This window comes from Micromonospora sp. NBC_01739 (assembly GCF_035920385.1).
Lineage (GTDB): Bacteria > Actinomycetota > Actinomycetes > Mycobacteriales > Micromonosporaceae > Micromonospora.
In genome coordinates, this window is record NZ_CP109151.1 from 6,132,091 (window position 1) to 6,158,455 (window position 26,365).

Below are 26,365 nucleotides of genomic sequence, written 5' to 3' on the forward strand. Positions count from 1 at the left end.
ACATGACGCCCGGGTCCTGGGGCGCCATATCCGACAAGCCGGAATCGGCATGGTGTTTCCGGCGCCCTGGCCCGCCACCCCGCCGCTGAGCACCGCAAACGGCCAGGCCAGGGTGGCGAGACGGGCACACAATAAGCGCACAGCCGGGATTCCCGCACATCTGCCTCGAGGAGCCGGCCGCCGGTCGCCTCGACACCAGCAGTGGAGGAGGGGCCGTGGAGCGTGAGGGTGCTAGGACACGACCACCCTGGTCACCGGGGGGTACCGCAGGTGGACAACCCACCCTGCTCTACGCCCGACCCGGGATCATCGTCACGGCCGACCGGTTCACGGTCGGCACCACCACTTGGCAGGTCGCGGAACTGACCCACCTACACACCACCCGGGGGCCCCACGACCGGATGGCCACCCGGGCCGCCCTGGTCTCCGCCGCAGTGATCGTCGGCATCGGGCTGGCCCTGGGCTTCACCGGCGGACTGCAACGGCTCACCGCCGGGGCGTACCTGCTGCTCGGTGCGGTGTTCCTGGTGCCGGTGCTGGTCGCGGCGGCCGGCGACCGGTGGCGACCCCCGGCGTACGAGCTGTGGGGGCAGCGTGCAGGTGCCACGGAGCTGCTGTTCGCCAGCGACGACGAACACCAGTTCGGCCAGGTCAGCCGGGCACTGCGGCGGGCCCGGGAGATCCACCGCCACGGCGGCTGGGAGGACCCCCTGGCCAACGCCGACCTGTGGCGGCCCCAGCGCTGAGTCGCCGGGGGTCAGCCGGCGACCGGCTGCGGGGCCGGCTCCGGCTGCTCGGCGAGGACCATGGCGCCCACCTTGCGCTCGGCCCAGAAGGAGAGGAAGGGCACGGTCCCGGCCAGCATCACCAGGACCATCCGCTTGAGCGGCCAGTTGACCCGCCGGGACAGGTCGAAGGTGGCTACCAGGTAGAGCATGTAGAGAAAGCCGTGCGCCTGACCGACCGTCTCCACCACGATCGGCTCGTCGAAGCCGTACTTCAACGGCATGCCGATGACGACCAACAGGATCAGCACCACACCGACGATCCAGGCGATCACGCGGTAACGGGTGAGGGCAGCGCGCACTTCTGGTGTCCTTCCGGGCCGGCTCAGCCGGGATAGTCGCCGGGCTTGGCGCCCGGATTGGCGTTCAACCATGACAGGTAGCGGTTGTATGCGGCCAGCTCAGGGTCGTCCTCGCCGGGGGTGTCGACCGTGCGGGTGACCCGTACCGGCCGACCGATGCCCGGCTGTGGTCGTACCCCGGTCGGCCCGGCGGACCGGCCCGCCGCAACGGCCTCGGCCGCCTCGACGACCGCGGAGTCGCCGGTCGCCGACGACGCCGGGGTGTCGCGCAGCGCGTGGCGGACCTCACGCCACCAGACGAAGACCACGAACCCCGCGAAGATCGGCCACTCGATCGCGTAGCCCCAGCTGATGGCGTTGCCGGCGGCGGCCCGACTGACCTGCCACCAGCCCAGCGCCAGGAAGGCCGTCACCAGTACGACCATGGCCGCGTGGCGGGCGATCCACGCCGGGGTCCAGAGCCGCTTCATGGCACCGAGGGTACCGGGACCTCGTTCTTCTCCGACACCGTGTCGTAGTGGTGGCGGTGGTTTGGTCGACCGGGGGGTGGGCAACCGTACAGACGCCAGCCCACTACGGACGAGGGGGCGCGAGATGACAGCATCCCGATCAGCGGACGGATTTCCCCCCGGCGGCACCGAGGTGAGCCCCGAGCAGCGGATGCCGCTGTGGGGTGACGGCCGGGTGGCCGCGGCCAACTCCGGCATCGAACCACTCGGTGTCGACCCGGAGGAGTTGACCGAGGAGGACCTCATCCGCGAGATGGAGAGCCTGCACCGGACCCGGTTGGACACCCTGCGGCACGCCACCGACTCGGCGCTCGCCACCCACCTGCGGCGTACCGCGGAACTGGAGACCGAGTACCTGGCCCGGCACCCCGGTCGGGAGGTCGACCCGACCCGGCTCCGGGAGGTCTGATGGTCTACGCCGAGCGGGGGATCTCCGCACCGCCAGAGGTGGTCTTCAACACCGCTACCGACCCGGACCGGAGTGCCGCCTGGCTGCCCGAGCCGCTGCGATCCGCCGTACGCGACGGGGACTCGGACGGGCTGCGGGCCCGCTGGCGTTCGCGCGACACGGACTGGACGGCGGAGCTGAAGGTGACCCCGCAGGACACCGGCGGCACCCGGGCCGGGCTGGACCTGTCCGGTGCGGGCCAACCCGACCGGCTGGCCGACGAAGCGCTGGCGAACCTGGCCCGAGAGGTGGCCGACAACCTCCAGGCCGGCTGACCGGCCGAATGAAACAGCTAGAGCGTGATCAGAAGGAGTCCGGGTGAGCTTGCTGAAACAGAAGGTGAACAGGCTGCGCCAGGCGTACGCCCCGCACGAGCATCGCCCGTTGGGCGGGTACCTGGCCGCCATGGGCACCTACGCCGGGGCGGCGGGAGCGATCGCCGCCCTGGTCAGGGCGACCGGACGGACCGTGCCGGAGCGGCCGGCCACCTCCGATGTGGTGCTCCTGTCGATCGCCACCCACAAACTCAGCCGGTTGCTGTCCAAGGACGCCGTGACCAGTCCCCTGCGGGCCCCCTTCACCCGCTACGACCATCCGATCGGCAGCGGGGAGGTGATGGAGCAGGTACGCGACTCCGGCAGCTCCACCCGGCACGCGATCGGCGAACTGCTCAGCTGCCCCTTCTGCCTGGCCGTCTGGGTGGCCACCGGGTTCACCGGGGGTCTGGTGCTGGCCCCCCGACTGACCCGGCTGGTCGCCACCGCCCTGACCGCGGTGGCCGCCTCCGACTTCCTCCAGATGGGGTACGCGATGGCCCAGCAGGGCGCGGAAGGGCGGCACCACGCCGAGCAGGAATGAGCCGTACCGCGAAGAACAGCCGCCGGCCCGGTGATCCGTCCGGGCCGGCGGTGTCTGGGTGCGAAGGGCGGTCAGCGCTGCATTCCCGACCAGCCGCGGGGGGACTCCGGTTCCCGCTCGTCCTCGTCGGCGCCGGTCAGGATGTCGTCGTCGACCGCGGTGGTCTCATGTTCGTTGGCGAAATCCACCTCGGGCAGGGTGTCCCTGCCCTTCGGGGGTTGGGCCAGGGCGGGCATCTCGTCGTCGTGTTGGTCCTCGGCGGGCTGCGACATCACGGTCCTCTCCTGGTCGCCACTGGGTCGGCTGAGGGGGTCGGCCGGTGCGGGGGGTCAGCCCGCCGAGCCGCCCAGCAGGTCGGTCACCTCGTCGACCGCGTACTCGCCCTGGGGTAGCGCGTTCAGCCGGGCCAGCAGCTGTGCGGGCAGCTCCGCCGCGAGCGCGCGGCGGTAGATGTCCACCTGGCTGATCCGCTCCTGACCGTGGTAGAGCTCGTCGAGCAACTCCTCCAGGGGGCGGGTGTCCACCGTCTCGACCTCGATCTCGTCCGGCACCGCGGCCAGGGAGCCCGGCAGGTCGGTGGTGGGCGGGTCGATCGCGGCGGTGTCGACCACCGGCACGTCGGCCAGTACGGCCTCCGGCAGGCGGGCCTGCGTCGTCGGCGCGGTGGGTGCCCCGGTCACGGGTACGTCGTCGGTCACCTCGGTGAGCTACCCGCGCCCCCTGCCCCCAAACACCCGTCCCGTCCCGCCCGGGCACACCGCCCCCGCCCCGGCTCGGTCGGCCAGAAGCGGGGAGGGGCGTGCGGGGGTGTCGTCGTCAGGCGGGGGTGGTCAGGACGTGCGGGTCCGCGCTGGGGCGGGTGGCCCGGCGGGCGCGTACCGCGGCGGCGAGTTCGGTGAGCACCTCGTCGGTGGTGTCCCAGCCGATGCAGGCGTCCGTGATCGACTGGCCGTAGGTCAGTTCCCGGGTGGGGTCGAGGTCCTGGCGGCCGGGGACCAGGAAACTCTCCAGCATGATTCCGACGATGCCCCGCTGACCGGCGGCGATCTGCCCGGCCACGTCGGCGACCACGGCCGGCTGGTTGCGGTGGTCCTTGCCGCTGTTGGCGTGGCTGGCGTCCACCACCAGCCGCTCGGGCAGGCCGGCGGCGCGCAGCAGGTCCAGGGCCCCGGCCACCGAGGCGGCGTCGTAGTTGGGTCGCCCGCCGCCGCCGCGCAGCACCAGGTGACCGTCCGCGTTGCCCCGGGTGTGCATGATCGCCGGGGTGCCGGAGACGTCGATGCCGGGGAAGACGTGGGGCACCCCGGCCGCCCGGATCGCGTCCACCGCGGTGGCGATGCTGCCGTCGGGACGGTTCTTCATGCCGATCGGCATGGACAGCCCGGAGGCCAGCTGCCGGTGCACCTGGCTCTCCACCGTGCGGGCGCCGATCGCCCCCCAGGCCACCGTGTCGGCGATGTACTGCGGGGTGATCGGGTCGAGGAACTCGCAGCCGACCGGAAGGCCGAGGCGAACCACGTCGAGCAGGAGGGCCCGGGCCAGCCGGAGGCCGGAGTTGACATCCCCGGAGCCGTCCAGGCCGGGGTCGTTGATCAGGCCCTTCCAGCCGACCGTGGAGCGCGGCTTCTCGAAGTAGACCCGCATCACCACTAACAGGTCCTCGGAGAGGCGGTCGGCCGCCGTACGCAGCCGGTGGGCGTACTCCAGGGCGGCGGCGGGGTCGTGCACCGAGCAGGGGCCGACCACCACGAGCAGGCGGTCGTCGACGCGGTCGAGGACCTGGGCGGTGGCGCGTCGGCCGGCGACCACGGCCGTGGTCAGCTCCTCGTCCAGGGGGAGTTCGTGGTGCAGCAGCGCCGGGGTGGTCAGCGGTACGACATGGTCGATCCGCTGATCGATGACGCGACGGTTTTCCGGGGTCGTCACGGTGGGCATCCTTTCGCCGACCGCACCCGGTGCCGGGACCCGGGACGAGCCGGCTGCTCGTAGGCAAAAGGGCAGGAAATCCATTCCTGCCCGGCCGGCTCGAAAACGGTGACGTCAGATCATGGTGAGGTCACCGGCTTACGAGCCGGCTGCCTAAACCATCGATACGACCGCGTCACGGTGCCAAGCCTACCCGACGGTGGGTGAGCGCTCACCCACCGGTCGGCAAAGCCTTTCCTCGAAGTTTACCTGCGTCGATGGAGCCCTCGGTAACTTCGCCGACACCGAACGCCGCAATCTGGAGGTATCCGATGGACGCCCTAGCCCGGACGAGATCGTGGCACGAGTGGGGAGCGGGGGTGGGGGTATGGGAGCAGTCATGAGTGACGCGAAGAGCGATCAGGAGCGAATCGAGTCCCGAGCCCACCTGCTGCCCGAGGAGGCGGCCGCCGGCAGCGAGGATCCCGAGGCCCAGGCCGACGCGATCCTGACCGAGTCCGACATCCGGGAGGACAACCCGGCAGCCGCCCCGGACACCGTGCTGGAACGGCGTACCTCGGAGCAGACGGTGACCCCGATCGAGCCTCCCGACTGAGCCGAACCTGCGGTGGGGCGCGGCACGCCCGCGTCCCGACCGCACCGGTCGGCGGAGATCGGATAGCGTCGGAGCCATGCCCGACAGCGGTTACCCCTGGCCCATCTCCACGACCCGACTCGACAACGGCCTGCGTGTGGTGGTCAGCGAGGACCGCACCGCACCCGCGGTCGCGGTCAACCTCTGGTACGACGTCGGCTCGCGCCACGAGCCGGCCGGACAGACCGGCTTCGCCCACCTGTTCGAGCACCTGATGTTCGAGGGCTCGGTGAATGTCGCGAAGACCGAGCACATGAAGCTGGTGCAGGGGGCGGGCGGTTCGCTCAACGCCACCACCAATCCGGATCGGACGAACTACTTCGAGACGGTCCCGGCCGAGCACCTGGAGTTGGCGCTCTGGCTGGAGGCGGACCGGATGGGCGGCCTGGTGCCGGCCCTGACCCAGGAGACGCTGGACAACCAGCGGGAAGTGGTCAAGAACGAGCGCCGGCAACGCTACGAGAACGTGCCCTACGGCGACGCGTGGCTGCGGCTGCTGCCGCTGCTCTATCCGCCGGGGCATCCGTACCACCACGCCACCATCGGTTCGATGGCCGATCTGAACGCCGCCGACCTGGCCACCTTCCAGGCCTTCCACCAGACCTACTACGCACCGAACAACGCGGTGCTCACCGTGGTCGGTGACACCACCGTGGACGAGGTCGTCAGGCTGGCCGAGAAGTACTTCGGCGCCGTCGAGCCCCGCGCGGAGATCCCGCCGGCACCGGACGGCCGCACCGTGCCGGCCACCGGCGTTCCGGCGGTCGAGGAGGTGGTCACCGAGGTGCCGGCACCCCGGGTGTACGTGGCACACCGGACCCACCCCTTCGGCAGCCCCGGCTACGACGTGGTGACCGTGCTGGCCACCGTCCTCGGCAGCGGTCGGGGCAGCCGGCTCTACCAGCGGCTGGCCGACGGCGAACGGATCGCCCAACCGGACCTGGTCGGGGCGTACGGGGTGGATCTGGCGCACGCCCCGGCACCCCTGATCGCCACCGTCACCGCCCGCCCCGGGATCGGCAGCGAGCGGCTGACCGAGGGGCTGACCCAGGTGGTCGACGAACTGGCCACCGTGCCGGTGACCCCCACCGAACTGGAGCGCGCCAAGGCGTTGCTGACCACCTCCTGGTGGCGGCAGATGTCGACTGTGGATGGTCGGGCGGACGTGCTGGGCCGCTACGCCACCCAGTTCGGCGACCCGGCCACCGCGGCCGAGCGGCTGCCGGCCTGGCAGGCGGTCACCGCCGAGCAGATCGCCGAGGTGGCCGCCGAGGTGCTGACCGCCGACGACCGGGTCACCCTGATCTACCGCCCCGAGGAGAAGCCATGACTCTGATCGCCGAACGTCCCGGTCCGGGCGCGGCTCGTCCGTACCGGTTCCCGCAGGTGGTCCGTCGGACCGTGGCCGGCGGTCAGGTGATCGCCGCGCATCTGCCCGGGCAGAACCTGGCCGTGGCGGTGCTGCTGCTGGACGCGGGAGCGGGCCGGGAGCCGGTCGGCAAGGAGGGGCTGGGCGGGGTGCTGTCCAAGGCCCTGGAGGAGGGCACGAGTCAGCGGGACGCCACCGCGTACGCCCTGGCCATCGAGGCCCTGGGCACCGAACTGGTGACCGGGCTGGACTGGGACAGCTTCCAGGTCAGTGTGCAGGTCCCGGTGGAGCGGCTGGGCGCGGCCGTGGAACTGCTCGCCGAGGCGGTGCGTACCCCGAAGTTGGACCCGGACGATGTGCGGCGGGTCCGGGACGACGAGGCGACGGCGTTGCGGATGGACTGGGCCAACCCCGGCCCGCGCGCCGACGCGGTGCTGCGCGCCGACCTGTTCGGCATCGACAACCGGTTGGGCCGGCCCTTGTACGGGGACCCGGACTCGGTGGCCGCCCTGGACGTCGAGGACGTCACCGTCTTCCACTCGGAGTGGTTCATCCGCCCCGGCACCCTGGTGGTCGCCGGTGACCTGGACCGGATCGACCTGGACGCCCTGGCCGTGACCGCCTTCGCCGGCACCGGGGGTGGGCCGGTGGACCGGGGTGGGCCGATCGAGGTCCCGGTGCGTACCGGTCGTCGGATCATCCTGGTGGACCGACCGGGGTCGGTGCAGTCGACCCTGCGCCTGGGCCACCCCGGGCCCCACCGGGGGCACCCGGACCATGTGCCGATCGTGCTGGCCGGCACGGTGCTCGGTGGCGCCTTCACCTCCCGGCTGAATCACCTGATCCGGGAGGTACGGGGCTACACGTACGGCATCCGGGGTGATTTCGCCTCCTCCCGCCGCTACGGCCGGTTCGCGGTCAGCTCCGGGGTGCAGACCGCGGTCACCGCGCCCGCCCTGGTGGAGTCGGTCGGGGAGATCGCCCGCACCCAGGCCGGTGGGGTGACCGAGGACGAGCTGGCGGTGGCCCGGTCCTGGCGGGCCGGGCAGCTGTCGGTGGAGTTGCAGAGCCCTCGGGCGATCGCCGGGGCCCTGACCACCCTGGCGGTGCACGACCTGCCGGACGACTACCACGCCCGGCTGCGTCAGGCCCTGCTCGACGCCGACGTGGCGCAGGTGTCGGCGGCCGCCGCCACCCACCTGTACCCGGAGGCGCTGACCCTGGTGGTGGAGGGGGACGCCGCCCTCATCCGGGACGAACTGGTGGCCACCGGGCTGGGGGAGGTGATCGACCACGCGTCGGCGTAGCCGATGTGATGTCGGTCGCCGATGGGTGGGAAAGCGTTCCCAGCCGCCCTGCCTGGCTGGGTAGCCTCGCGGGCATGAGGATCGGCATTGTGGGGGCCACCGGCCAGGTCGGTGGCGTTATGCGGCAGGTGTTGGCGGATCGGGAGTTCCCGGCGGAGCAGGTGCGGCTTTTCGCCTCGGCCCGCTCGGTCGGGCGCACCCTGCCGTGGCGGGGCGGGGAGGTGGCCGTCGAGGACGCGGCCACCTCGGACTACTCGGGGCTGGACATCGTCCTCTTCTCGGCCGGTAAGGGCACCGCCACGGAGCTGGCCCCCCGGGTCGCCGCGGCCGGTGCGGTCGTCATCGACAACTCCTCGGCCTTCCGGACGGACCCGCAGGTGCCGCTGGTCGTCGCCGAGGTCAACCCGCACGCCATCGCCGTACGCCCCAAGGGCATCATCGCCAACCCGAACTGCACCACCATGGCCGCGATGCCGGTGCTGCGTCCGCTACACGAGGAGGCGGAGCTGGTCAGCCTGGTCGTCTCCACCTACCAGGCGGTCTCCGGTGCCGGCCTGGCCGGCGTCGCCGAGCTGGACGAGCAGGTCCGCAAGGTGGCCGAGGGCGCTACCGGCCTGACCTACGACGGTGCCGCAGTGGAGTTCCCCGCGCCGCGTTCGTTCGCCCGCCCGATCGCCTTCAACGTGCTGCCGCTCGCCGGTTCGATCGTCGAGGACGGTTCGGCGGAGACCGACGAGGAGCAGAAGCTGCGCAACGAGAGCCGCCGGATCCTGGAGATCCCCGGCCTGAAGGTCTCCGGCACCTGTGTCCGGGTGCCGGTCTTCACCGGGCACTCGCTGCAGATCAACGCCCGGTTCGCCCGGCCGATCAGCCCGCAGCGCGCCGCCGAGCTGCTCGACGGTGCCCCCGGTGTGGCGCTCAGCGAGGTACCCACCCCGTTGCAGGCGGCCGGGCAGGACCCGACCTTCGTGGGCCGGATCCGGGCCGACGAGACCGTCGAGCACGGTTTGGCGCTGTTCTGCTCCAACGACAACCTGCGCAAGGGTGCCGCCCTCAACGCCGTGCAGATCGCCGAGCTGGTCGCCGCCGAACTCTAGCCTTCCCCCGGCCCCGGCCAGGTGCGTTACTGGTCGGGGCCCTCGGGTAGACGCATGGTCGCCCCTACACCGAGAGGGAGGCACCATGACAACGGTCGGAGAGTTCATGACCACCCGGTTGGTGACCATGGACGGCAACGACACCCTTGTCGCGGCCGCCCAGGAGATGCGTGACGCTGCGATCGGCGACGTGGTGGTGACCGATGGCGACAACGTGATCGGCATCATCACGGACCGGGACATCACGATCCGGGCGGTGGCCGAGAACCTGGACCCGAACACCACCCGGCTGCACCAGCTCACCACCAAGGACGTGATCACGGTCAGCCAGTACGACAACGTGATCTCCGCCGCCGACCTGATGCGTACCTACGCCATCCGGCGGCTACCGGTGGTCGAGGACGACCGGCTGATCGGTCTGGTGTCCATGGGTGACCTGGCCGTCGAGCGGGAACCCCAGTCCGTGCTGGCCGACATCAGCGCCGACGACCCGAACAACTGACTCCGTACGCCCGTAGGCCGGCTCCCCGATCTTCCGGGGGGCCGGCTTTCGGCTGTCTCACCCCGCGCGTCGGGCACCCCTCACCCGATTCGGGCTAGATTGCCCGTCCACCAGCCGGGGACCCTGCTGCGACGGTGCGGGCAGGTCGCCGCAGGACCTGCGCCGCCCGCACGGACTCCGGACCTGCCGACCGGGAGGGAGAGGCCCGATGGGGGAAGCGACCGTGCGGTTCTTCGAGGAACTCGACCGGCAGGGGTACGACCCCCTGCTGGCGAAGCTCTCCGGAACCGTGCGCCTGGACCTGCACGAGGGGCCCCAGACCACGCACTGGCTGATCCGGATCGACCGGGGTCGGCTGCGGATCAGCCGGGAGGACATGGCGGCGGACACGGTGGTCGGCACCAGCCCGGAACTGTTCGATGACATGGTCCTCGGACGGGAGAACGGGCTGGCCGCGTTGCTGCGGGGAGACATGACCATCACCGGTGACGCCCGCCTGGTCGTGCAACTGGATCGGATCCTCCCCGGGCCTGCGGACAGCCGGGGACCGCGTCGCTACCGGAAGGAGAGGCCCTGATGGTGCAGAGCAACACCGTGCGGATCCTGGACGGCAACACCTTCGTGGTGTCCGAGACCACCGGGGACATCGAGGCGAACCCGACCGAGCCGACGGGGCTCTTCGCCATCGACACCCGGTTCCTGTCCAAGTGGCTGCTCACCGTCAACGGCGAGCGGCTCAACGCCCTCTCCTACGACGACCTCCAGTACTACGAGTCGCGCTTCTTCCTGGTGCCGGGGATGGCCACCCACTATGTCGACGCCAAGTTGTCGATCATCAGGGAGCGAGTTGTCGGGGGCAGCTTCCGGGAGAGCATCACCATCCTCAACCATGACGAGAAGGCGGTCGATCTGGAGGTCCGGATGGAGGCCGCCGCCGACTTCGCGGACCTGTTCGAGGTCAAGGACGAGATCCTGAACAAGAAGGGCGAGACGTACGCCGAGGCGGGCCCGGACCGGTTGCGGCTGGGCTACCGGCGGGGCAACTTCCGGCGAGAGACCGTCATCTGCTCCTCCGAGCCGGCGACCTACGACCGCGACGGCTTCGCCTACCGGCTGCACCTGGAGCCGAACGAGCAGTGGAGCACAAGCATCGACGTGCGCACCCACGCCCTCGGTCCCGGCGGCCGGGACCTGCGGTTCGGGCTGCGGGTGCACGACACCGAGCGGCTGGCCCTGCACCACGATCTCCAGGAGTGGATCGCCAAGGCCCCCAAGGTCAACAGCGAGCACGGTCAGGTCGCCGCCACCTACCAGCGGTGCCTGGTGGACCTGGCCGCGTTGCGGTTCACCCCGCTGTCGCTCGGCGGGCAGACCCTGCCCGCCGCCGGCCTGCCCTGGTTCATGACCATGTTCGGCCGGGACAGCATCCTGACCTGCCTGCAGACCCTGCCGTTCACGCCGGAGCTGAGCGTGACCACCCTGCGGATCCTGGCCTCCCTGCAGGGGTCCCGATTCGACGACTTCCGGGAGGAGGACCCGGGCCGGATCCTGCACGAGATGCGCTACGGCGAGAGCGCGGCGTTCGAGGAACAGCCCCACTCGCCGTACTACGGATCGGTGGACGCCACCCCCCTGTTCGTGGTGCTGCTCGACGAGTACGAGCGGTGGAGCGGCGACGTGGCGCTGGTCCGGGAGTTGGAGCAGGAATGTCGTCGGGCGGTGCGGTGGATCGACGAGTGCGCCGACCTGGTCGGCAACGGCTACATCTGGTACGAGCGGCGCAACACCGAAACCGGCCTGGAGAACCAGTGCTGGAAGGACTCCTGGGATTCCATCTCGTACACCGACGGCACCCTGCCGCCCTTTCCCCGGGCCACCTGCGAGGTGCAGGGCTACGCGTACGACGCGAAGCTGCGCGCGGCCCGACTGGCCCGCCTGTTCTGGGACGACCCGGAGTACGCGGAGCAGTTGGAGCGGGAGGCCGGTGAGCTGAAGGAGCGGTTCAACCGGGACTGGTGGGTGGCCGACGAGGGCTACTACGCCCTGGCCCTGGACCCGGACGGCCGGCAGTGCGACGTGCTCAGCTCCAACATCGGGCACCTGCTGTGGAGCGGCATCGTCGCCGAGGAGCGGGCCGCACAGGTGGCCGCGCACCTGGTGGGTGACCGGCTCTTCACCGGCTGGGGGGTGCGGACCCTGGCCGAAGGGGAGGTCCGGTACAACCCCATCGGCTATCACAACGGCACGGTGTGGCCCTTCGACACCTCCTTCTGCGCCTGGGGCCTGCGCCGCTACGGCTTCGTGGAGGAGGCCGCCACCCTGGCCAGCGGGATCCTGGACGCCGCCCGCTACTTCGACGGCCGGTTGCCGGAGGCCTTCGGTGGCTACCCGCGTGAGCAGACCAGGTTCCCGGTGGAGTACCCCACGGCGTGCAGCCCGCAGGCCTGGTCGACCGGGGCCCCGCTGCTGCTGTTGCGCACCATGCTGGGTCTGGAGCCGCACGACGGGCACCTGACGGTGGAGCCGCGGCTGCCGGTCGGCATGGGTCGGATCGAGGTGCTGGACATCCCGGGGCGCTGGGGGCGGGTGGACGCCTTTGCCCGTGGCCGCCTTGACCTGCACAGACTCGCCGACTGAGGGCTCGGCGAGTCTGCCTGGTCGGGCTCCACTGCGCCCGACCCTGGTCCCTACCCGCGCGTAACCTACTGGTTGTAAAGTTGGCGCATGCCGGAACTCGTGTATCCGCCCGTGATCGCCGCCGCCAAGACCATGTTCCGGGTGCTCGACCTGCGGCTGAACGTGGAAGGCAGCCACCATGTGCCCCGTACCGGCGGGGCGGTCATGGCCAGCAACCACGTCAGCTACCTGGACTTCATCTTCTGCGGGCTGGGTGCCCTGGATTCTCGGCGGCTGGTCCGCTTCATGGCCAAGGAGTCCGTGTTTCGGCACCGGGTGTCCGGCCCGCTGATGCGCGGCATGCGACACATTCCGGTGGACCGGGGCGCCGGTGCCGAGTCGTACGCCGCCGCCCTCACCGCCCTGCGCGCCGGCGAGGTGGTCGGCGTCTTCCCGGAGGCGACCATCAGCCGATCCTTCACCGTCAAGGAACTCAAGAGCGGTGCCACCCGGCTGGCCGGCGAGGCGGGGGTCCCCCTGCTGCCGGTGGCGCTGTGGGGCACTCAGCGGCTGTGGACCAAGGGCCGCCCCCGCACCCTCACCCGCCGGCACACCCCGATCACCATCCTGGTCGGCGAACCCCTGGAACCGGCCGACTATCCGGACCCCACCGCGATGAACGCCGACCTGAAGATCCGGTTGTCGGAGCTGGTCGACCGGGCCCAGCGGGAGTACCCGGACCAGCCGGCCGACCCCGAGGACCGGTGGTGGCTGCCGGCCCACCTCGGCGGCACCGCGCCGACCCCGGAGCAGGCCACCGCCCTGGACACCGCCGAGCGCCAGACCCGGACGCGCTGACCGCCTCCGGCGGCCCTACCGGTGGCCGGAGACCGCGTCGTACCGCATCGGGTAGGTGCTGCGGGGGCGGTAGTAGTCGTCCCGGGAGCGGAACTCGACCGGCAGTGACCCGGGCAGGATCACCCGCGGCTGACCGGGGTGGGGCGAGACCAGGGCGTGCCGGGACAGCGCGTCCCGCTCCGGCGGGGACAGGTCCACCAGTTCGGGACGGGTCAACCGGAAGGTGGCGACCGCCCGGCGGATCTCCTGGCTCAACCGCTCGATCTGCGGGCCCGGCCCGATCAGGGCCAGCGCCGGCTGCTGGATGGTGCGCAGCGCGTCGCAGACCACCAGCAGCCGGGCCGCCGAGCCCGCACCGGTGCTCGACAACTCCAGCCGGGACGGCCACTGCCAGCGGATCTGGCCGCTGACCAGGGTCGACGCCCCCCGCCTCGGCCGGGCGCCGACGACGGCCAGATGCGGGTTGCTGCCGACGTACACCAGCCGGTGGTCGGTGACGGTCACGGTGACCGCCTCAGGCAGCGCCCAGGTCCGCCGGGCCTCGGTGGGGCCGAGTAGATGGCCGGCCACCTTCACCTGGTGCCGGGCGAGCACCCACTCGTCCTGGGCCGGCACCAACTCGTGGCGCCGGTCCAGGGTCGGGCTGGTGTCGTCCGCCGCGTCGAAGCGGTGCGGCGCGACGAAGAAGGGGGACGCGTCATCGTGCATCCTGACGAACCTCCGGTGCAGACGGCATCTGCGCATCAGCCTCGCCCAGTGCCACCTGCGGTGTCATGACGCCCGTTAGGGGGTCGGCCACTCGGTCGACGCCTGCGACCGGTAGATGCCGATCTCCTCCGGTCGGATGAGACCGTCCTCGATCGCCCGGGCCAGCAGGGCCGCCTTAGTGGCCGCCGGCCTACCCATCCGGCTGTATTTGATCCGCGCCCGGTCGACGTACTGCTTGACGGTGTGCTCGCTGATCCGCATCCGTCGCGCGACCGAGGCCTTGGACATCGACTGGAACCACAGCAGCAGCGCCTCACGTTCCTTGTCCGACAACACCGGTCGGCCCGGCCGTGAGTCGCCGACCATCGCCCCGGCCAGTGCGGGCGCCACGTACGGGCGGTCGCTGGCCGCGGCCAGCACGGTAGCCACACAGTGCTGCCGTCCCTCGTGCTTGGCGAGGAAGGCCACCGCTCCGGCGTCCAGTGCGGCGAGCATGGTCGGCGGATCCGAGTGCTCCGAGTAGACCACCACCCGTCGGCCGGTGGCGCTGAGCTCGGCCAGCTTGTCCAGCACCAGGCGGCCGTGCAGCCGCAGGTCGAGCAGGACGACATCGGCATGGGGGGCGGCCCGCAGCACCGCGTCGGGATCGTCGCCGGTGGCCAGTACGGTCAGCCGCGGCTCGATGGCCAGCCAGGCGCGGATGCCGTCGATGACCACGGGGTGGTCGTCGACGATCGCCACCCCGACCGGCCGCCCCGGCGTCAACGACGCCAGCGGGTCTGCGTCCATCTGATCTCCCCGTCCCGTTCGTAGAGGTGCTCCACCTGCTCGTCGTCCCGCTCCGGTGCCGGCCCGGCGGTGTCCGGGCCGGGCCGGTCCGGGACGACCAGGCTGACCACCACCTCCTCCGGCCCGGCGACGATGGTCAGCCGCGCCCAGTCCCGCTCGTCGGCGAGAGTGCTGGTGAGCGGTTCGGCCAGCCGACGACGAACCTGCACCGGAAGTGCTGGTGGTGTACCGATTGTGACAAGATCGATCGACAGGCCCTCGCGCTCGGCCAGGTCGGCTGCCGCCCGCAGTTCGTGCAGCAGCGGATGGGGCACATCGTCGGATTCGACGATCAGCCGCCGCAGCCGGGCCGCCGCCCGCACGCAGCGGCGCTGGACCTGCGGGTCGGAGGGATCCGCCCGCCCCTGGGCCAGTTCGGTCAACACCTCGGTGGCGGCCTCGCTGGCCACGGCCAGCCGGTCGTGCCGTTCCCTGCGGGCCTGCTCGGCGGCCTCCCGTTCGGCCAGCATCACATTGGCCGCGGCGGCGTTGGCCGCCCGGTCCCGGGAGAGCAGCCCGAGCGCCCGAGCCCCGGCGAAGACCGCCACCGGCAGCGACGAGGTGCCGTAGAGCGCCATAGCGGTGCGAGCCAGGTCGGCCGCCCCGGTGGCGTCGTACCAGACGACTGCGGCCAGCGCGGTGACCCCGTGCGCGGCCAGCAGGGCGAGCAGCCACCGCACCGGCCGGCCCCAGAGCACCACCAGGAAGAACCAGGCCAGGGTGCCCCAGACCCAGTTGGCCGGGCCGAACAGGTGGGCGCGTCCCACCGCGGCGAACACCGCCACGTCGACCGCCAGCAGCAGCCCGGCCAGCGGCGGCAGGGGCAACGGGTCGTCCCGCAACAGCCGCACCCCGGCCAGCAGCCCGACGGCCCCCACCAGCACCCATCCGCCGAGCACCACCTGGGGTGCGGCCAGTTCCGCACGGGTGCCCAACACGGCGGGCAGGGCGATCGTCAGGTGCCAGACCAGCGCGATGGTGACCGCCACGATCCGGGCACCCCGGTCGGAGATGCGGGCCACCGCAGCCGCCGCCTGCCCCACCCCGACCTTCACCGCCGTGGTCGCCGCCCTGCCGTCGTACGCGCCGGCGGTCGGCATGACGCCAGGGGAGAGGCGGACGGCTTCCGGATCAGCCGACATCGGACCACTCCAGCCGGATCCGGGTGCCCTGTCCGGGGGCGGAGTCCACCTCGGCCCGACCGTCGATGCTGGCCATCCGGCCGATGATGGACTCGCGCAGCCCGTACCGGTGGGCGGGGACGGTGGCCGGGTCGAAGCCCGGACCCTCGTCGCGTACCTCGACCACCACCTGGCCGGCGCGGCTGCGCAGGCGCAGCGTGGTGGCGGCACCGGGGGCGTGCCGAGCCGCGTTGGCCAGCGCCGCGTGGGCGCTCTCCGCGATCACCTCGGCGACCGCGGCCGGGAGGGTGCACGGCGGCAGGTCCGCGTTGACCGGCAGGCTCGGCAGGCGGGCCAGGACCTCCCGCAGCCGTTCGTCCAGCCGCCGGGTGGCGTCCGCCGGCACCGACCGGGCCTCGGCCAGGGCGGCCAGGGTACGCAGGTCGGCGGCGCACCGCTCGCGCAGCGCCGTCGAGGGGCCGGTGACCACCCCCTGTCCGACCATGGTCAAGGTGGCCAGGACGGTGTCGTGCAGGTCCCGGTTCTGCTGGCGTTCCGCCTCCCGGGCGTTACGGGCGACCAGTGCGGCCCGGGAGGCGCGCTGGGCGGCCACGAAGTCGGTGTCCGCCCGTGCCATCCGGCGGCGCATCACCGCAGTCAACATCGCGGTGATGGCGGTCTGGGCCAGCAGGGTGGCCGCGTGGGCCCGCGCCTCGGTGGGATTGCCGGCCGCCTGGGCGCCGGTCGCGTAGGCCACGGTGACCAGCAACCCCGCCGGGATCGACCAGCGGGCCGGAGCGGTGGCCTGGGTGTTGATCACAGTGCCGCTGGCCAGCACCGCGATCCAACTGGCCTCTCCGGGCAGCACCTCCGGCGCGACGAGCACCGGGATGGCCAGGCAGGCGGCCACGGTGAGCGCGACTTCCCCGACGATCAGGGGTGCGCCGACGCCGTGGTGCCAGGCGCGGGCGGCGTACCAGATCGACCAGGCGGTCAGCACCGCCACCGCCGGCACGAGCAGGTCGGTGTGCACCGGTGGGGTACGCACGGCGAGGGCCACCACCGCACAGACCAGCCCGCAGGTGAGTCGCAGCAGTGCCGGTAACCGGGTGAAGACGAAGGCGAAGGCCCCGGTCGCCGGAGGATCGACTGTGGAGGGCGGTGCGGTCAGTGGGGCCAGTGCCGGCATCGGGTGAAGGCGTCCTTCGCGACAAACGACCCGATCCGGGTACGCGCTGAGAAATCGACGTCGGAGAATAACATAATGCGACCGTGGGAGTGCCGTTCGGCTTCGGCGGCGGAGTGTCGAACCCGCGCGTCAGGAGGCGACCCGCCGCAGGTTGTTGATCGTGGCCTCGGTTCGCGGGCAGCCCGCACCTGACGTAATATGCATTGATCAATCTCGATGTGTCAGGGGGTGGCATGAAGATCCGACTAGCAGTCGGAACCGCACTCACCGCCGGTCTGGTGGCCGGCAGTGTCGGCCTCGCCGGGCTGGCCGGTGCGGTCCCGGGTGCCGAAGGTCCGTCCGCCGCAGTCGCCGCCGGGGCGCCGGCCGCGCTCGCCGTCGGCGATTTCGACTTCTCCCGGCCGGAAACGGTCGCCACCGGGCTCCAGGTGCCCTGGGGGATGGACTTCCTCCCGGACGGTAGCGCGTTGGTGGCCCAACGTCCCACCGGGCAGATCGTCCGGGTGCGGCCGGGTCAGCAGCCCGAGGCGGTCGTCCAGATCTCCGGGGTGAGTGCCACGAGCGAGGGGGGCCTGCTGGGCCTGGCGGTCTCCCCGACCTACGCCCAGGACGGCTGGATCTACGTCTACTTCACCACCGCGACCGACAACCGGATCTCCCGCTTCCGGTTGACCGCCCCGCAGACCCAGCAGCCCATCCTCACCGGGCTGAGCCGGGCCTCGATCCACAACGGCGGCCGGATCGCCTTCGGGCCGGACGGCATGCTCTACGTCGGGGTCGGTGACGCCGGACAGACCGCCACCGCGCAGAACCCGCAGAGCCGCAACGGCAAGATCCTGCGGATCCGACCGGACGGCACGGTGCCGCCGGACAACCCGATCGCGGGCTCGCCGGTCTACAGCCTCGGCCACCGGCACGTACAGGGGCTGGCCTGGGACGCCCAGGGACGCCTGTACGCCACCGAGTTCGGCCAGAACACCTGGGACGAGGTCAACCTGATCGTGGCGGGCGGCAACTACGGCTGGCCCACCGTCGAGGGGCGGGCCGGCGACCCCCGCTTCCGGGACCCACTGATCACCTGGACCCCCGCCGAGGCCTCACCGAGCGGCGCCACCATCGCCGGAGACCGGCTCTTCGTGGCCGCCCTGCGCGGCAACCGGCTGTGGAACGTGCCGCTGACCGGATCCGGGTCGGTGGGCACCCCGACCGCGGAACTGCTCGGCACCTACGGTCGACTGCGGACGGTCGAATACGGCCCGGACGGCTGGCTCTGGGTCACCACCAGCAACCGCGACGGCCGGGGCACCCCGGCGGCAAGTGACGACCGGATCCTGCGCTTCCCGCCCCGGGACACCACCCCGCCGCCCACCACGCCCCCGCCGACGTCGCCTCCGCCCACCACCCCGCCGCCGACCACGCCTCCGCCGACCACCCCGCCGCCCACCTCCGGGCCGGCGGCCTGCACGGTGAGTTGGACGGTCAACCAGTGGAACACCGGCTTCACCGCCGAGGTACGGGTCACCAACCGGGGCGCCGCCCTCAACGGTTGGACCCTGACCTGGTCCTTCACCGGTAACCAGCAGGTCACCGGAGGATGGAACGCCGAGATCACCCAGTCCGGGCGTACCGTGACCGCACGCAATGCCGGATGGAACGCCGCCCTGCCGACGAACGGCACGGCGAGCTTCGGCTTCCAGGCCACCTACTCCGGCACCAACAACCCGCCCAACGACTTCCGGCTCAACGGCACGACCTGTCAGGTCGGCTGACCACCAGCGATCCTCGACGTACCCTGGTGCGGCCCAGCCCGCCACCGCCCGGTCGGCGGTGCGGGCCGGGCCGCACCTTGTTGCCCACCCCGGACAGTCGATGTGACGGCGGTCACGCCGAATCGGGACCCGAAGCCGGTACGCCGGTCGTCTTACCGGTTGTGAAAGCAGGCATGGACGCGGCTGACGAGGGAGAACTCGTACGTCGGATCGCCCGGGGAGATCGGCGGGCGTTCGACGAGCTCTACCGGCGTACCGCGCCGTGGCTGGAGGTGCGCCTCCGCCGCCGGTGCGCCGATCCCGACCTGGTCGCCGAGGTGTTGCAGGACACCTACCTGACCGTGTGGCGGGCCGCGGGCAGCTTCGCCGGCCGCGGGGGCGGCGGGGCGCGGGGCAGCGCGGTGGGCTGGCTGTGGACCATCGCCGCCCACCACCTGGTCGACGCCTTCCGCCGCCGGGCCCGCCGGGCCCAGCGGCCGCAGGTACCCCTCATGCCGGCCACCGCCCCCGCGGCGGAGGACGAGGTGATGGCCGCCCGGGTCGGGCAGGAACTGGAACAGGCCCTGCTCGCCCTGCCGGCCGAGGTACGTGCCGCCCTGCGGGCCACCGTCCTCGACGGACTCTCCTCCCGTGAGGCGTCGGTGCTGCTGGGGGTACCGGAGAACACCGTCAAATCCCGGGTCCGCCGAGCGCGGATCGCCCTGCGGGAGGCCCTGTCATGAGCACCCACGTCTCCCTGTCACAGCTCGACCGGTACGCCGCCGGGGATCCCGCCCTCGACGAACCCAGCGTCTGGGCGATCGAGGTGCACCTGGAGGAGTGCGCGGACTGCCGGGCCCGGTTGGCCGGTAGCACCACCGGCGACAGCCGGGCGGTGATCGAGCGGGTCGCGGCCGGCCTGGCCCGGGAGATCGCCGCGTCACCGGCTCCGGACACCCGTACCCGACCCTGGTCGGTGCTGCGGCACCGGTGGCTGGTCGGCACCCTGGCGCCCTGGCTGGCGATGACCGCCGCGGTGATCGCCTGCGCCGCCCTGCTCAGCGGGCTGCGGACCGGGCTGCCCTCCCTGGTGCTGCTGATCGCACCGCTGGCCCCGCTGCCCGGGGTGGCGGTCGCCTGGCACCGCCGGGCCGATCCGGCCTGGGAAGTGGTCGCCGCCACACCCGCCGCCGGCCTGATCACCCTGCTGCGGCGTACCGCTGTGGTGTTGGCCTTCGTCATTCCCGGGCTCGCTCTCGTCGGTGCCGGGACCGGGGTGTCGTTGGCGCTGATCCTGCTGCCCTGCCTGGCCTTCACGGTCGCCACCCTCCTGCTGGGAACCCTCGTCGGGGTACGGCGAGCCGCGATCGGGCTGATCCTGACCTGGACGGTCGTCGTGGTCGCACCCAGCCTGGCCACCGCCCGGATACCGGTGCTTCTGGAACCGGAAAGCGCCACCGTGTGGGCGCTGGCCACGGCGGTCCTGACCGTCGGCGCGATCCTCCGGGTCAACGGATTCCGGCGGCTGTCCCACCACGACTAGGGCCGACCCGCCGACCACCGAACTGAGAAGAGACGATGATGCGTGCCCTGAGTACGGCCGAAACGACCCCCACCACCCATCCCTGGGTCATCCACGCGGAGGGCCTGCGGGTCCGCGCCGGACGGCACCTGGCCGTCGACGGCCTGGACCTGACCCTGAACCCCGGGGTGCACGGGCTGCTCGGCCCCAACGGCGCCGGGAAGACCACCCTGATGCGGGCCCTGGCGACCGTCCTGGCCCCGTCCGGCGGTCGGCTGACCCTGCTCGGGCAACCGGTCGACGGCCGCGCCGACCTGCGATCGGTCCGCCGTACCCTCGGCTACCTGCCGCAGCACTTCGGCTTCTACCCCCGGTTCACGGTGCGGGAGTTCGTCGCGTACATGGCCTGGCTCAAGGAGATGCCCAAGGCGCGCATCCCCGCCGCCGTACAGCGGTCCATCGACCGGGTAGGGCTGACCGCCAAGGCCGACGCCCGACTCAAGACCCTCTCCGGCGGCATGTTGCGCCGGGCCGGCATCGCGCAGGCCATCGTCAACGATCCGCAGATCCTGCTGCTCGACGAGCCGACCGTCGGCCTGGACCCGGAACAGCGACTGGACTTCCGCGAACTGCTGCGGGAGATCGGCACCGACAGCTGCGTGCTGGTCTCCACCCACCTGGTCGAGGACGTGGCGGCGGCCTGCACGGAGGTCCTGCTGGTCAACGAGGGCCGGCTGGAGTGGCAGGGCACCCCGGAGATGCTGATCGCCCAGGGCGGCCAGGAGTACGCCGGCGACAGCGCGGCCGAACGCGGCTACTCCGCCATCCTGCGCCGCAGCCGTACGGAGGCCGCCCGATGAGCATCCTCGGCATCGAACTGCGCCGCTCCGCCGCCCTGGGTGCGGCCCTGGCCACGGTGGTGATCGGGGTCGGCGCGCTCTATGGCGCAACCGGCCGCTGGTCGAGTGGCTGGATGCCGCTGGCCATGGCCATCCGGGAGTACCTGCTCCTGCTGTGGCCGCTGGCCCTGGCCGCCGGTGCCTGGCAGGGCCGCCGGGAGCACCGGGCGAAAGTCGGCGAACTGTTCACCACCACCGCCCGGCCCCGCGCCCAGCGGATGCTGCCGGTCCTCGGTGCGATGGCCATCACCCTCGCGGTCGCCTACCTGCTGGTGACCGGGGCGGGCATCATCGGGATCATCACCACCGCCCAGCACCTGCCCGTGCTGAACTTCGCCGTCGTGACCGGAGTCGGTGCGCTGTCCCTGATCGCCGCGGCGTGGCTCGGACTGGGGATCGGGCGCATGCTCCCCGCCCTGGTGACCGCCCCCGCCCTGGCGGTGGCCGGCGTCCTGCTGGTCTTCCTCAGCGCCATCCGGCTGGACGACTGGCTGGCTGCGGCGTTCACCCCGGTCCACGGTTCGAGCATGTTCCACGCCTATCAGACGATCGACAACCGGGTCAGCGGTGCGCTCGCGATCTCGATGGCCGCGCTCGCCGTCACCGGCCTGCTGTTGTTCGTGGCCGGTGGCTGGCGTGCCCGTACGGCGGCGGTGGTGCCGTTGGTGCTCGGGCTCACCGCGGCGATCGCGGTCGTACCCCGGGATGAAGACGTAGTGAACTGGCCGGTCGACCCGGTAGCGCGGGAGTTGGTCTGTACCGACGACACCCCGACGGTGTGCGTCAGTCGGATCCACGCCAACGTGCTCGACGCGCTGACCCCGTTGGCCCGAGAGGGCCTGACGGTGCTGGCGAAACTGCCGAACGCACCGACCGCCGTGCACGAGGACACCCACATGTACATGCTCGACGAGGTCAGGCCGCCCCGGAGCGATGCCGTCACGATCCCGGTCCGGATCGACGAACGTGGCAAGCTAGCCCACCCGGACGCTGTGCTGATCGAGATCGTCAAAGGGCTGGGAGTCTCGTACGAGCTGCAGTGCCAGAACCGCGATGAGGTGGTCGAACGTGCGGCGGCCTACTGGCTCCTGGGCCGTGAGCCGCAGTCGGATGTCGGAGTGATTCCTGAACTCATCTTCGAGGACCCAGAGATCAACACCGAGGCGGTCACGCTCTGGCAGGGGCTGCGGGAGCTGCCCGACGACGAGGCGCTGGCCCGGGTCACGGCGGTCCGCGACGCCCTCCTGGCCTGCGCGGACATCAGCGGGATCCTGCCCGGGAGTGCCCGGTGACCTGGACGGTGCTCTACCTGCGCTCGCGGCGCGTACCCCTGGCCCTGGCTGCGGCCCTCGGCGGCGCGACACTGGTCTGGGCCCTGTACCTGGCCTTCGCCGAGGAGCGGGAGGTCGCCCCGACGGTGGTCGTCATGACCGTCCTGCTGATGGTCGCGGTGCTGGCACCGACCCTCGCCGGCCCGGACGACGACCTGGACCGGACCGCCTCGATGCGGTGGCCCTGGCGACGCGCGGCACACCTGCTCGCCGTACTGCTTGTCGCGCTCGGGGTCCTGCTCGTCACCCGGTACACCGGCGCCCGGTTCGGGCCGGTCGCCCTGGTGGTCCGCGACGCCGCCGGTCTGCTCGGGCTCACCGCCCTGTGCGCGACAGTGGTCGGTGCCGCCCGGTCGTGGTTCCTGCCGCTGGGCTGGACCACCGTCGCGGCCCTCTATCCGATGACCGGCAGCTGGGGAGCCGCCGCGACCTGGCAGAGCCAGCCACCCGACAACGACGCCGCCACCCTTGTCGCCGCGATACTCGCCCTGGGCGGCCTGGTCACGTACTCGATCGTCGGCCCGGCCCGCCGGGAGGTGTCCGAGAACCCCTGAGCGGTGCGCCAGCCCGCAGGGCCGGCTCGTCCATGCCGTGTAATCCCGATCCGCCGGGGTAACCGCCCGCAGCTTGAGCGACCCATGGTCGAAGGGGAGACGGTGATGGGTGTAGGAGTAGCGCTGGCTGCCGCCGCTGGGACTGCGGGCATCAACGAGGGGTCGAAGAGGGTGGCGGACATGCTCCACGGCTCCCGTTCGTGTCTGATCGAGTTGACGAACCGGACAGGGCATGTGCTGCGAGTGCAGTCCCACACCCACGATCACGGCGGGTTCGCGGAACCCCCGAGTGCCGAAGTGCCGGCTGAGACGATCGACATCTTCGGTTCGCAGAGCAAGGGCGGCTCCTTCGCCACCGGAACGAACGGTTCGGTCACCTACCGCCTTGGCGACTCCAACACGACGGTGCGAATCGGTTGGAACCATCCGTTCGTCGGCGAGGTGGATTGCGACGCCCGCCTTGACGGTGCCGACAGGTTGGCGTTCCACCTGGACTGCATCGCGGGGTCGGGCGACATGGCGCACGTGAAGTACCACCTACGCCTGGTGGACACGAGGGGCCACGCCGTCTTCGGCGCCATTCTGGAGAAGTGGGCGTCGATGGGGTACTCGAACAGTCCGCTCAAGTTCCCGGTTATGAGCGAGGGCACCGTGGCCGACGGAGTCGGTCGGTTCCAGAACTTCGAAGGCGGAATGATCTACTGGCACCCCCAGATCGGGGCCTTCGTCATCTGGGGCCTGATCGGAGAGCGCTGGCTCCAGATCGGCAAGGAGCAGTTCGGCTACCCCATCACGGATGAGACGGCCACCCCGGACGGGATCGGTCGGTTCAACCACTTCCGTGCGTTCACGCCGAACGGACCCGTCGACGCGTCGATCTACTGGACGCAGCAGACCGGTGCCCACGAGGTGTACGGCGGGATCCGCCAGAAGTGGGCGGAGATGGGCTTCGAGAAGAGTCATCTCCGATACCCGATCTCCCACGAGGAAGACCACGAAGGGGGACGTATCCAGCGGTTCCAGGGCGGTGCGTTGTTCTGGAACGGCCAGCAGGTGGTGGTCCGCTGAGCATCTGGCCGCCAGAGCCGCTGCGGCTCTGGTGGCCCTCAGCAGAAGACCGGGGAAGGCGTCAGCACACCGGCGGCCAAATCGGTGGGCGGCTACCCGGCTGCTGCCTACGCCTCGGGTTGACGCTCCGTCACGTACGTTCCGCGTTGCGGCATGGTCATGACCAACCCCCGCTCCCGCAACAGCGCGATCGCAGCGCGGACCGTGCCGCGCGCCACGCCGTACTCCTGCTGTAGCCGGAGTTCGCTCGGCAGTGGCTTGAGTGGCTGCAACTCTCCCGACTCGATGCGCTTGGTGATCAGGTCAGCGAGCTGCACGTACAGGGGCGTCGGTGAGAACTGATCGACCATCACCTCAACCTACGTACGACCAGAAAGCACCAGTCATCGAGTAAGTCTTGTACGTACTAGACAAGTTGTACCTCCTGGACTTCTAGGACTAGCTGCATTACCTTTTGCGTGAGCGGTAAACAACGGAGAGGACTCGAATGCTCACGCTGCGTCCGGTGATCAAGCGTGTCCTGCGCCGACTGGTCGGCTGCCCAGCGCAGTCGCCGCCGCTGGATCGGACCGGCCCGGCCACCGTCTATCCGGATCGAACTGGCGCTTGGGCTCCGACCTCCCCACCCTCGCTGGAGGTCGCCCGTGCCCGGATCAGGGTGTGGCGCAGATTCCGCCACCTCTGGGGATGGCGATGAGTTCCCAGCTACCGAGGGCCGGCGACCTGGTGCGAGTGACCGGCTCGGCCAGCGTGCAGTTCATCAAGCCGATCATGTGCCGAGTCATCCGAGTGCTCGACTGGACCACGTACGACGGGTGGTGCTGGCTCGATGTGTATGAGCTGAACGCCAAGGGCGACGCCGTGGTCCGCCGATCGATCTTCGTACAGCCGGCCGGACTACGGCTACAGCGCCCCGCGCCCACACCTCGTAGGCCGACGCGGTCGGCCGCCATACCGAAAGTTGCGCGGCCCTGACCCGGCTCGACATGCGTCGCCACGCTGGCGGACCGCCGCGAGTAGTGCTGGCGCGGCAACGGTGCTACTGGCGCACGGATGGCGCGGCAGCAGCCGGAAAAGCAGCTAGCTCGAACCCGTTCTCAGCCTGCGGTGGGCTACGGCGACGTAGGCCGCAGTAGGGCCAAGCACAGCGCCCGCGCTGAAAAGGCACACCCACAGTGTGGCAACGACCGTCGATCCGTTGGTCAGTGCTGCGATGCCTGCTACGTAGAACGTTGCCAGCACTGCGGCGACGACGAACGCGACCAGCAACTTCACGTAAAGCCGTCCGCTCTTCGCGGAAATCTCGCCGACCCAGACCGCCGGCACGAACAGCAGCGGCACCAGGGCGGCACCCAAGCACGCCACCGAGCAGCAGATCGCCGGAAGGGCGAGTGGGCCACCGGGATCCCCATCGGTGATCCACACGTACACGAGCAGTCCGGCGTAGATGACGGGCACCTGCGCGACGAACACCACCCAGGCGACAACCGCGCCGACAGCGTGGCGATCAATCGGTCTGCTCATGATGCCTCCGGTGCGACGGCTCCAGGAAGGTATGCCACTCTGCCATGTTGCTGTTGCCCGGTGTGCCCTTTGCACTGCGCAGCGAGAGGACTCCGAGACCTGAGTGGCGGATCAGATTGCCGTCTTCGATGTGCCTACGCGCAACCTGTTGCCGTCCGGGTCGGTCACCTCAAAATCGCGTCCCCACTCCATGTCATCGACCTCCGAGATGCCACAAGCGGCGGCCATCGCATCAACGTCTCCGACGTAGAGGTAGACCAATGTGCCGGGGCGGGCATCACCTGTGTGCTCGGACAGGTGCAGGTGCATGCCTCCTCGGGCGATTCCGACGTAGCGTGGCAGTTCAGGCGCGAACCTTGTTCCCACTGCTTGACGAAGCCGAGCCCCTCGTGCCACCGGGCGGAGGCGTCGGCATCGGTGACCCGAAGAACCGGTGCGAGATGTTCGTCCATTGGCCAAGTATCGGTGCCTGCCCGCAGGCCTGCGCGGCCCGCCTGCGGACCGCCTTGATCTGATAGAGATGCCGGCCTCGCGGAGGAGGCATTCCACGCTCCGGACGATGTGCGATTCCCTGTCGGCGTTCACCGGCTCGCAGCCGGCCCGCGTCCACTGGACGCCACCGAAACGATCTTCAAGTTCCTCCGCTGATGCAGTGGTGATCG

The 26,365-nt window shown here is 71.1% G+C and carries 32 protein-coding genes; 20 read left to right on the forward strand and 12 right to left on the reverse strand.

The genetic code is table 11. The features are described from left to right. The first annotated feature begins 215 nt into the window (after positions 1-215). The gene (locus OIE53_RS27850; protein ID WP_327024399.1) at positions 216-746 is read left to right on the forward strand and encodes a DUF6232 family protein; all 531 of its coding nucleotides are present in this window, start codon (positions 216-218) and stop codon (positions 744-746) included. 11 nt (positions 747-757) lie between these two features. Here the strand turns inward: OIE53_RS27850 and OIE53_RS27855 are convergent, their stop codons facing one another. Together OIE53_RS27855 and OIE53_RS27860 are read right to left on the reverse strand one after the other, a co-directional pair. Continuing rightward, the gene (locus tag OIE53_RS27855) at positions 758-1,087 is read right to left on the reverse strand and encodes a DUF3817 domain-containing protein (protein ID WP_327024400.1); all 330 of its coding nucleotides are present in this window, start codon (positions 1,085-1,087) and stop codon (positions 758-760) included. Between the two features lie 23 nt (positions 1,088-1,110). Beyond that, positions 1,111-1,557 (reverse strand): hypothetical protein, encoded by a 447-nt coding sequence (locus OIE53_RS27860; RefSeq protein ID WP_327024401.1) that lies wholly within the window; start codon positions 1,555-1,557, stop codon positions 1,111-1,113. A gap of 124 nt (positions 1,558-1,681) precedes the next feature. Between OIE53_RS27860 and OIE53_RS27865 the strand changes: the two genes are divergently transcribed. The 3 genes from OIE53_RS27865 to OIE53_RS27875 are packed head-to-tail and all read left to right on the forward strand — an operon-like array spanning position 1,682 to position 2,902. Further along, the gene (locus tag OIE53_RS27865; protein ID WP_393341186.1) at positions 1,682-2,005 is read left to right on the forward strand and encodes a DUF6158 family protein; all 324 of its coding nucleotides are present in this window, start codon (positions 1,682-1,684) and stop codon (positions 2,003-2,005) included. Beyond that, positions 2,005-2,319, forward strand: a complete 315-nt coding sequence (locus tag OIE53_RS27870; RefSeq protein WP_327024402.1) for an SRPBCC family protein — start codon at positions 2,005-2,007, stop codon at positions 2,317-2,319. The genes OIE53_RS27865 and OIE53_RS27870 overlap by 1 nt, the downstream gene beginning before the upstream one ends. A 43-nt stretch (positions 2,320-2,362) precedes the next feature. Continuing rightward, a complete protein-coding gene (locus OIE53_RS27875) occupies positions 2,363-2,902 on the forward strand; it encodes a DUF1360 domain-containing protein (protein WP_327024403.1) in 540 nt (179 codons plus the stop codon). A 71-nt stretch (positions 2,903-2,973) separates the two neighbouring features. Here the strand turns inward: OIE53_RS27875 and OIE53_RS27880 are convergent, their stop codons facing one another. The 3 genes from OIE53_RS27880 to OIE53_RS27890 all read right to left on the reverse strand — a co-directional run bounded on the left by OIE53_RS27880 (position 2,974) and on the right by OIE53_RS27890 (position 4,837). After that, positions 2,974-3,174 carry a hypothetical protein gene (locus OIE53_RS27880; RefSeq protein WP_327027457.1) on the reverse strand — a complete coding sequence of 67 codons (201 nt, stop codon included), beginning with the start codon at positions 3,172-3,174 and terminating at the stop codon, positions 2,974-2,976. A gap of 57 nt (positions 3,175-3,231) precedes the next feature. Continuing rightward, positions 3,232-3,462: a hypothetical protein gene (locus OIE53_RS27885; RefSeq protein ID WP_393341267.1), complete on the reverse strand. Its 231-nt coding sequence runs from the start codon at positions 3,460-3,462 to the stop codon at positions 3,232-3,234. 256 nt (positions 3,463-3,718) lie between these two features. Next, positions 3,719-4,837: a 3-deoxy-7-phosphoheptulonate synthase gene (locus OIE53_RS27890; RefSeq protein ID WP_327024404.1), complete on the reverse strand. Its 1,119-nt coding sequence runs from the start codon at positions 4,835-4,837 to the stop codon at positions 3,719-3,721. 370 nt (positions 4,838-5,207) lie between these two features. Here OIE53_RS27890 and OIE53_RS27895 point away from each other — a divergent pair, with 370 nt between their 5' ends. The 8 genes from OIE53_RS27895 to OIE53_RS27930 all read left to right on the forward strand — a co-directional run bounded on the left by OIE53_RS27895 (position 5,208) and on the right by OIE53_RS27930 (position 13,211). Next, the gene (locus OIE53_RS27895; protein WP_327024405.1) at positions 5,208-5,423 is read left to right on the forward strand and encodes a hypothetical protein; all 216 of its coding nucleotides are present in this window, start codon (positions 5,208-5,210) and stop codon (positions 5,421-5,423) included. Positions 5,424-5,499: 76 nt separating this feature from the next. After that, on the forward strand, positions 5,500-6,792 hold the full coding sequence (locus tag OIE53_RS27900) for a M16 family metallopeptidase (protein WP_327024406.1): 1,293 nt from the start codon (positions 5,500-5,502) through the stop codon (positions 6,790-6,792). After that, positions 6,789-8,138, forward strand: a complete 1,350-nt coding sequence (locus OIE53_RS27905; RefSeq protein WP_327024408.1) for a M16 family metallopeptidase — start codon at positions 6,789-6,791, stop codon at positions 8,136-8,138. The genes OIE53_RS27900 and OIE53_RS27905 overlap by 4 nt, the downstream gene beginning before the upstream one ends. Before the next feature lie 74 nt (positions 8,139-8,212). Next, positions 8,213-9,235: an aspartate-semialdehyde dehydrogenase gene (locus OIE53_RS27910; RefSeq protein ID WP_327024409.1), complete on the forward strand. Its 1,023-nt coding sequence runs from the start codon at positions 8,213-8,215 to the stop codon at positions 9,233-9,235. An 85-nt stretch (positions 9,236-9,320) separates the two neighbouring features. Beyond that, on the forward strand, positions 9,321-9,737 hold the full coding sequence (locus OIE53_RS27915) for a CBS domain-containing protein (protein ID WP_327024411.1): 417 nt from the start codon (positions 9,321-9,323) through the stop codon (positions 9,735-9,737). A gap of 208 nt (positions 9,738-9,945) precedes the next feature. Further along, the gene (locus tag OIE53_RS27920) at positions 9,946-10,314 is read left to right on the forward strand and encodes an SCP2 sterol-binding domain-containing protein (RefSeq protein WP_327024412.1); all 369 of its coding nucleotides are present in this window, start codon (positions 9,946-9,948) and stop codon (positions 10,312-10,314) included. Between the two features lie 2 nt (positions 10,315-10,316). Next, positions 10,317-12,374 (forward strand): amylo-alpha-1,6-glucosidase, encoded by a 2,058-nt coding sequence (locus OIE53_RS27925; protein WP_327027459.1) that lies wholly within the window; start codon positions 10,317-10,319, stop codon positions 12,372-12,374. An 87-nt stretch (positions 12,375-12,461) separates the two neighbouring features. Continuing rightward, a complete protein-coding gene (locus tag OIE53_RS27930) occupies positions 12,462-13,211 on the forward strand; it encodes a lysophospholipid acyltransferase family protein (protein WP_327024413.1) in 750 nt (249 codons plus the stop codon). Positions 13,212-13,226: 15 nt separating this feature from the next. Here OIE53_RS27930 and OIE53_RS27935 read toward each other — a convergent pair whose 3' ends face one another. From OIE53_RS27935 to OIE53_RS27950, 4 genes are all read right to left on the reverse strand, one after another. Further along, on the reverse strand, positions 13,227-13,919 hold the full coding sequence (locus OIE53_RS27935) for a hypothetical protein (RefSeq protein ID WP_327024414.1): 693 nt from the start codon (positions 13,917-13,919) through the stop codon (positions 13,227-13,229). 75 nt (positions 13,920-13,994) lie between these two features. Further along, positions 13,995-14,708, reverse strand: coding sequence for a response regulator transcription factor (locus OIE53_RS27940; protein ID WP_327024415.1), 714 nt, complete (start codon positions 14,706-14,708; stop codon positions 13,995-13,997). Further along, a complete protein-coding gene (locus OIE53_RS27945) occupies positions 14,681-15,847 on the reverse strand; it encodes a hypothetical protein (protein ID WP_327024416.1) in 1,167 nt (388 codons plus the stop codon). Before OIE53_RS27945 ends, OIE53_RS27940 begins: the two co-directional genes overlap by 28 nt. A 31-nt stretch (positions 15,848-15,878) precedes the next feature. Beyond that, complete coding sequence (locus OIE53_RS27950) at positions 15,879-17,057, reverse strand: sensor histidine kinase (RefSeq protein ID WP_327024417.1); 1,179 nt, start codon at positions 17,055-17,057, stop codon at positions 15,879-15,881. Between the two features lie 233 nt (positions 17,058-17,290). On the opposite strand from OIE53_RS27950, the gene OIE53_RS27955 reads away from it, so the two are divergent. The 7 genes from OIE53_RS27955 to OIE53_RS27985 all read left to right on the forward strand — a co-directional run bounded on the left by OIE53_RS27955 (position 17,291) and on the right by OIE53_RS27985 (position 24,179). After that, positions 17,291-18,826, forward strand: coding sequence for a PQQ-dependent sugar dehydrogenase (locus OIE53_RS27955; protein ID WP_327024418.1), 1,536 nt, complete (start codon positions 17,291-17,293; stop codon positions 18,824-18,826). A gap of 173 nt (positions 18,827-18,999) precedes the next feature. Then, positions 19,000-19,548: an RNA polymerase sigma factor gene (locus OIE53_RS27960; protein ID WP_327024419.1), complete on the forward strand. Its 549-nt coding sequence runs from the start codon at positions 19,000-19,002 to the stop codon at positions 19,546-19,548. Next, positions 19,545-20,348 carry a hypothetical protein gene (locus tag OIE53_RS27965; protein ID WP_327024420.1) on the forward strand — a complete coding sequence of 268 codons (804 nt, stop codon included), beginning with the start codon at positions 19,545-19,547 and terminating at the stop codon, positions 20,346-20,348. Before OIE53_RS27960 ends, OIE53_RS27965 begins: the two co-directional genes overlap by 4 nt. 35 nt (positions 20,349-20,383) lie before the next feature. Beyond that, positions 20,384-21,187: an ABC transporter ATP-binding protein gene (locus tag OIE53_RS27970; protein ID WP_442791362.1), complete on the forward strand. Its 804-nt coding sequence runs from the start codon at positions 20,384-20,386 to the stop codon at positions 21,185-21,187. Continuing rightward, entirely contained in the window at positions 21,184-22,518 is a 1,335-nt protein-coding gene (locus tag OIE53_RS27975) for a hypothetical protein (RefSeq protein ID WP_327024421.1), read from the forward strand. The genes OIE53_RS27970 and OIE53_RS27975 overlap by 4 nt, the downstream gene beginning before the upstream one ends. Next, a complete protein-coding gene (locus OIE53_RS27980; RefSeq protein WP_327024422.1) occupies positions 22,515-23,111 on the forward strand; it encodes a hypothetical protein in 597 nt (198 codons plus the stop codon). The genes OIE53_RS27975 and OIE53_RS27980 overlap by 4 nt, the downstream gene beginning before the upstream one ends. Positions 23,112-23,195: 84 nt before the next feature. Continuing rightward, positions 23,196-24,179, forward strand: a complete 984-nt coding sequence (locus tag OIE53_RS27985) for an LGFP repeat-containing protein (protein WP_327024423.1) — start codon at positions 23,196-23,198, stop codon at positions 24,177-24,179. Between the two features lie 107 nt (positions 24,180-24,286). Here the strand turns inward: OIE53_RS27985 and OIE53_RS27990 are convergent, their stop codons facing one another. Beyond that, positions 24,287-24,529: a GntR family transcriptional regulator gene (locus OIE53_RS27990; protein ID WP_327024424.1), complete on the reverse strand. Its 243-nt coding sequence runs from the start codon at positions 24,527-24,529 to the stop codon at positions 24,287-24,289. Positions 24,530-24,872: 343 nt separating this feature from the next. On the opposite strand from OIE53_RS27990, the gene OIE53_RS27995 reads away from it, so the two are divergent. Next, on the forward strand, positions 24,873-25,154 hold the full coding sequence (locus tag OIE53_RS27995; protein WP_327024425.1) for a hypothetical protein: 282 nt from the start codon (positions 24,873-24,875) through the stop codon (positions 25,152-25,154). A 105-nt stretch (positions 25,155-25,259) separates the two neighbouring features. On the opposite strand, the gene OIE53_RS28000 is transcribed toward OIE53_RS27995, so the two are convergent. After that, complete coding sequence (locus tag OIE53_RS28000) at positions 25,260-25,703, reverse strand: hypothetical protein (RefSeq protein ID WP_327024426.1); 444 nt, start codon at positions 25,701-25,703, stop codon at positions 25,260-25,262. Positions 25,704-25,814: 111 nt separating this feature from the next. Next, positions 25,815-26,288 (reverse strand): glyoxalase superfamily protein, encoded by a 474-nt coding sequence (locus OIE53_RS28005; RefSeq protein ID WP_327024427.1) that lies wholly within the window; start codon positions 26,286-26,288, stop codon positions 25,815-25,817. Positions 26,289-26,365: the final 77 nt, after the last annotated feature.